Raw genomic sequence first — 4,274 nt, 5'->3', positions numbered from 1 at the left:
AGACCGCGCCAGCGGGCTCCGGCCCCCGGGACGGAGACCGCGCCAGCGGGCTCCGGCCCCCGGGACGGAGACCGCGCCAGCGGGCTCCGGCCCCCGGGACGGAGACCGCGCCAGCGGGCTCCGGCCCCCGCAGAAATCTCTTCGGCTGCACCCACCCGGCGGACTGCCGGAGCCGCTCCCGCAGCTCCATAAAGCTAGCTGCTGACGACTGACCGGAGGCCTCGAGGCGCCATGTTCGCCACCGGATCCCGGTGCTGCCCAGGACGCAAGCGGGGCAGCACCGGATCAACTCAGAATCCGACCAGCGTTCGCGCTTCTCAACGCTGCCGCACTGCCCACAGCCCTGGCCGTTCACCGAACCCCGGACGACCGAAGCCTCGAAAAAATCGAGCAGCGAGTTCGCGATCTTCTCCTTCCCGGTCGGCTGCGGGCCGTCCTCGGACACCAGCCCACGCTCGGGCTCGGTCAGCACCTTCGACCGGTACCCAACCCCGCAACCGCACGCGGCAATGACCGTCAGGACGTCAGCGCCCGTGTAGTGCAGCCAGACACCATCGCCCAGGTGCGCCACGGCACACGACGGGACCCGGTCGTCCTCGCCCCACCACAGGTAGCCGGCCCAGGACTCGGGCTTGCTCAGCCGCTTCGAGAAAGGACTGGGAAAGTTCTCTGCGACGAACGCCGCAGCCTTCCGGAGCGCGGCGTCGATCATGCGCTGGCGCATGCGCTCGGCCGTGCGCTCCATCAGATCGATGACCCGATTGAGCACGTAGGTCAGAAACGGGGACTGGGACGATAGTCCGTTCGCGTCAGCGGCGGGCGAGGTGCTGTTCATGTGGTCTCCGGCTCCCTTGAAGTGAGGTGGCGTTGGGTGCCTGGTCGGGGGTCCGTCCCAGCACGGGCCGTCCGGCGGGCGGTGGGGTGGGGCCGCAAGGCCGGTCGCCTTGGAGTGGAATGGCGACCGGCCACGCCGCGCCGTCTGCCAGGCTCAAGTGCCGGGAGGGAGCCCCGACCAGGCACCCAACGCCTGTGTGGAGGGCGGTGGGCCGTGAGCACCAACAAGACCCTTCACTGCTGTGGAACGAAGCGGGCCGATGTCATTTGCCTGATGGTCGATCAGGCGAAACGATGCAGCCCATGACCTCACGCCACAATGAAGCCGTACTGGCACGCCGGGAGAAGCTGCGCGCTCAGCAGAAGGCCGAGCTCGAAGCAGCCAAGCAGCGCCACTCCCAGCAAGCGACCGCACTTGCCACCGTCGACCGGGAACTGGCCCTCTTGAAGGAGTCGCAGGCAAGGACGCGCAAGGCGGTAGTTGCCGCCGCTGAGCTGTTCGGGAGCGAGCAGGATCTGGCCGACCTCATACCGCTCTCGATCAAGGAGATACGGGCGATGCTGCGGGAGCACGCGGACGAGCAGCGTGCCACGGCATCGCAGGATTCCGTACCGGCGCAGGCCGACAAGCAACTCGCCCCGGTGGAAAGTCTTCTCCTCACCGAGGAGGAGACTGATGCTGCTGCCCAGCCTGTCGCAGCGTTCCCCGACCCGTACGCGGCTGGAGCCTGACCCCTTCCGGAGGGCGCGGCCGCCGCGGTGGCAGCCGCGCCCCCGATACCGCTACCGGGCGAGGACCTCGTCACGGATTCCGGCCCACTGGAGAGAGTGCCGGATGCCGTCCTCAATCGAGTGCCTCGGGGTCCATCTCAGCAGTCGCTCGGCGCGGTCACTGCCGGTGTAGGCGCCCACGACATCGCCTGGACGAGCGCGGCCTCCACGCTCTTGAGTGCGTCCGCCACGCTGTTGAACGCGTTGAGGAGTTCCTTCACCGTGGTTCCGGTGCCCGTACCCAGGTTGATCGCCGTCGAGGTGACCGCCCGGTCAGCACGGCGTCGAACCGCTGCAGCGCGGCCACGTGAGCAGCCGCCAGGTCCCAGACGTGGACGTAGTCGCGGATGCCTGACCCGTCGCGGGTCGGATAGGCGGTGCCGGTGATCTGGAACGGACTGCCGCTCTCCTGAGCCTGGATCATCTTGCCCAGGGCGTGGCTGGGGTGGCGCAGCTGCAATCCGGTTCGCATGCTCGGGTCTGCCCCGATTGGGTTGAAGTAACGCAGGGACAGGACCCGGATCGGCTGGCTGGCAGCGATGTCGGCGCACATCGCCTCACAGACCGCCTTGGTCCGCGCGTACGGGCTCTGCGGGTCGATGGCGGCGTCCTCGTCGACTGTCAGGTCGGCGCCTGCCCGGTAGATGGAGGCGGAGGAACTGAAAACCATCCGCTCGCAGCCGTTGCGGAGCAGGTGCCCGACGAACTCGAGGCTCTTGCTGACGTTCGCCTGGTAGTAGCCGACCGGATCGGCGACCGAGTCCGGCACCACGATCAGGGCGGAGCAGTGTATGACGGCGTCGATGTCCGGGTGCTCGGCGAATACCCGGTCGACGAGCGGCCCGTCCGCGATGTCGCCTTCGTAGAAGGGGCGGCCTGCCGTGAACTCGCGTCGGCCAGTGACCAGGTTGTCGAGGATCGCCGTCGTGATACCCGCGTCCGAGCAGGCCGAGGCGATCGTGCTGCCGATGTAGCCGGCACCACCAGCGATAGCTCCGATGTGCATTCGAGTGCGGCGGCTGAGCCGCCGCTAGCGCTGTCTCGTTGGGGCGGGCTGGGGACCTCGTGAGGTCCCCAGCCCGGTGCATCAGTACTGGTCGCCGACCTTGACGCTTCCGTACTTCTTCGCGCTGACGTCGACCGAGCCGGTGTGGCCCTTCCGGTCGCGGAGAACGAGCGTCCAGTGCTCCGGGGTGTACACGGTGGTGAGGTGGCTGGTGGTGGTGCAACGGCCGTTGGTGCAGGTGGTGCTGGGAACGCTGACGACCGAGTACGAGTCGGGGGTGAAGTGCTTCTCGATGACGGTGCCGTGCTCGACGTCGTTGCCGCAGGCGGTGAGGGTGAAGGCGGCTGCGGCCGAGAGGGCGATGACGGCAGCGGCCTTGCGGGGGTTGGTGTTCATGGGGTCTCCGGCTTTCGTGTGGCGGTGGCGTTGGGTGCCTGGTCGGGGGTCCGTCCCGGCACGGGCCGTCCGGCGGGCGGTGGGGTGGGGCCGCAAGGCCGGTCGCCTTGGAGTGGAATGGCGACCGGCCTTGCGGCCACGCCGCGCCGTCTGCCAGGCTCAAGTGCCGGGAGGGAGCCCCGACCAGGCACGATCGCTGTCGCCCGAAGCGGAGACCTGAAGGGCGATCACCTCAAGCGAGACCGGGTGAACAGCTTCTCGGCTGCACCACTGAACTGCGGCAGGACGAGAAGGCAGCGTCAGCCGGCCCGCCATGGCATGGCGTCTCATGAGCGGGCTGGGGAATGAACCATCCGCGCTGCCTATGTTGGCGCGCGGACTTCGGGCTACTGGCTGTAACAGGCTTCTGTGGATGCCGTAGACACTTGGACTGCACGTGCCGAAGCACCTGGCCTGTTCGTTCTGGCTGGCGGTCTCGGCCGGGGAAGCTGTCGGGCGGACATTCCGGTATGCCTGCAGGGCTGGGACCGGTTCGCCAGGCATCCACCTCGCCGGCACGGTGGCCCGGCACGGTGGCCAAAGGCCCCCCAGGGGCCGACGCCGCCGGGACGGTGAACGCCACCGTGCCACCAGGCAGCCGCCCCCGCAGGGGGCGACCGCTTCGCCCCACCAGACCAGGGCGGGGCCCAGGAGGGGCCCCGCCCTGGTGGGTTAGTCGTTGTCCAGGCCGACCATCGCGCGGAGCGGGGCCTCCGACCAGATGGGCTCACCGAGGCTCGCGACGGCCTTGGCGGCGGCGGTCTCGGTGGCGGTGGTGTCGGTGGTGGTGGCGGCGGTGGTGTCAGTGGCGGTGATGGCGGCGGTGGTGTCGGTCATCGGGTGCTCCTCGTCCTGAAAGGGTTCCGGTCTTCCGGGGCTCTGCCTGCCCCGTTCGATGGCCGGATTTCTCCCTTATTAATGGAGTCGGGGCCACCCCCTCGGCCCCATTTTCAGGTGGCATGGATCATGCCGATGGCCGGGTTGCGGGCGGGTGCGGGTGCGCTAAAAGGTCGGTGCGAGAGGCGGGCCGCCCCCGGACGAGGCGCCCGGTTTGGGGCTGGGCGCCGTGCGGCCAGTCGGCCAGCCCACCGCGCCGCGGACGAGGCCCCCCAGGGCCGATGTTCGCGGGGCGGGGGGCTCAGCCGGCTGGACGGACGGCGCCCAGCCCCAAACCTCGCCGATGTTCGGGGGTGGCCCGCCTCTCGTGCCGGCCGGGCAGCGCGCCCGC

At 69.5% G+C, this 4,274-nt stretch carries 4 protein-coding genes and 1 pseudogene; 1 reads left to right on the top strand and 4 read right to left on the bottom strand.

Annotated features, from left to right (window positions below):
* A pseudogene (locus ACIRD3_RS40320) lies at positions 1-835 on the bottom strand (hypothetical protein); the annotation flags it as partial.
* 302 nt (positions 836-1,137) lie between these two features.
* Here ACIRD3_RS40320 and ACIRD3_RS40315 point away from each other — a divergent pair.
* Positions 1,138-1,566 (top strand): hypothetical protein, encoded by a 429-nt coding sequence (locus ACIRD3_RS40315; RefSeq protein ID WP_402227097.1) that lies wholly within the window; start codon positions 1,138-1,140, stop codon positions 1,564-1,566.
* A 256-nt stretch (positions 1,567-1,822) separates the two neighbouring features.
* Here ACIRD3_RS40315 and ACIRD3_RS40310 read toward each other — a convergent pair whose 3' ends face one another.
* The 3 genes from ACIRD3_RS40310 to ACIRD3_RS40300 form a co-directional block, all read right to left on the bottom strand.
* Complete coding sequence (locus tag ACIRD3_RS40310; RefSeq protein WP_402227096.1) at positions 1,823-2,611, bottom strand: NAD-dependent epimerase/dehydratase family protein; 789 nt, start codon at positions 2,609-2,611, stop codon at positions 1,823-1,825.
* 81 nt (positions 2,612-2,692) lie between these two features.
* On the bottom strand, positions 2,693-3,007 hold the full coding sequence (locus tag ACIRD3_RS40305) for a hypothetical protein (RefSeq protein WP_402227094.1): 315 nt from the start codon (positions 3,005-3,007) through the stop codon (positions 2,693-2,695).
* Positions 3,008-3,718: 711 nt separating this feature from the next.
* A complete protein-coding gene (locus ACIRD3_RS40300; protein WP_402227092.1) occupies positions 3,719-3,883 on the bottom strand; it encodes a hypothetical protein in 165 nt (54 codons plus the stop codon).
* Positions 3,884-4,274: the final 391 nt, after the last annotated feature.

The organism is Kitasatospora sp. NPDC093550 (genome assembly GCF_044764985.1).
In the GTDB taxonomy this organism is placed as follows: Bacteria; Actinomycetota; Actinomycetes; order Streptomycetales; family Streptomycetaceae; genus Kitasatospora.
Note: the sequence above shows the minus strand (reverse complement) of the source record. Positions and strands in the feature narration are given on the sequence as shown.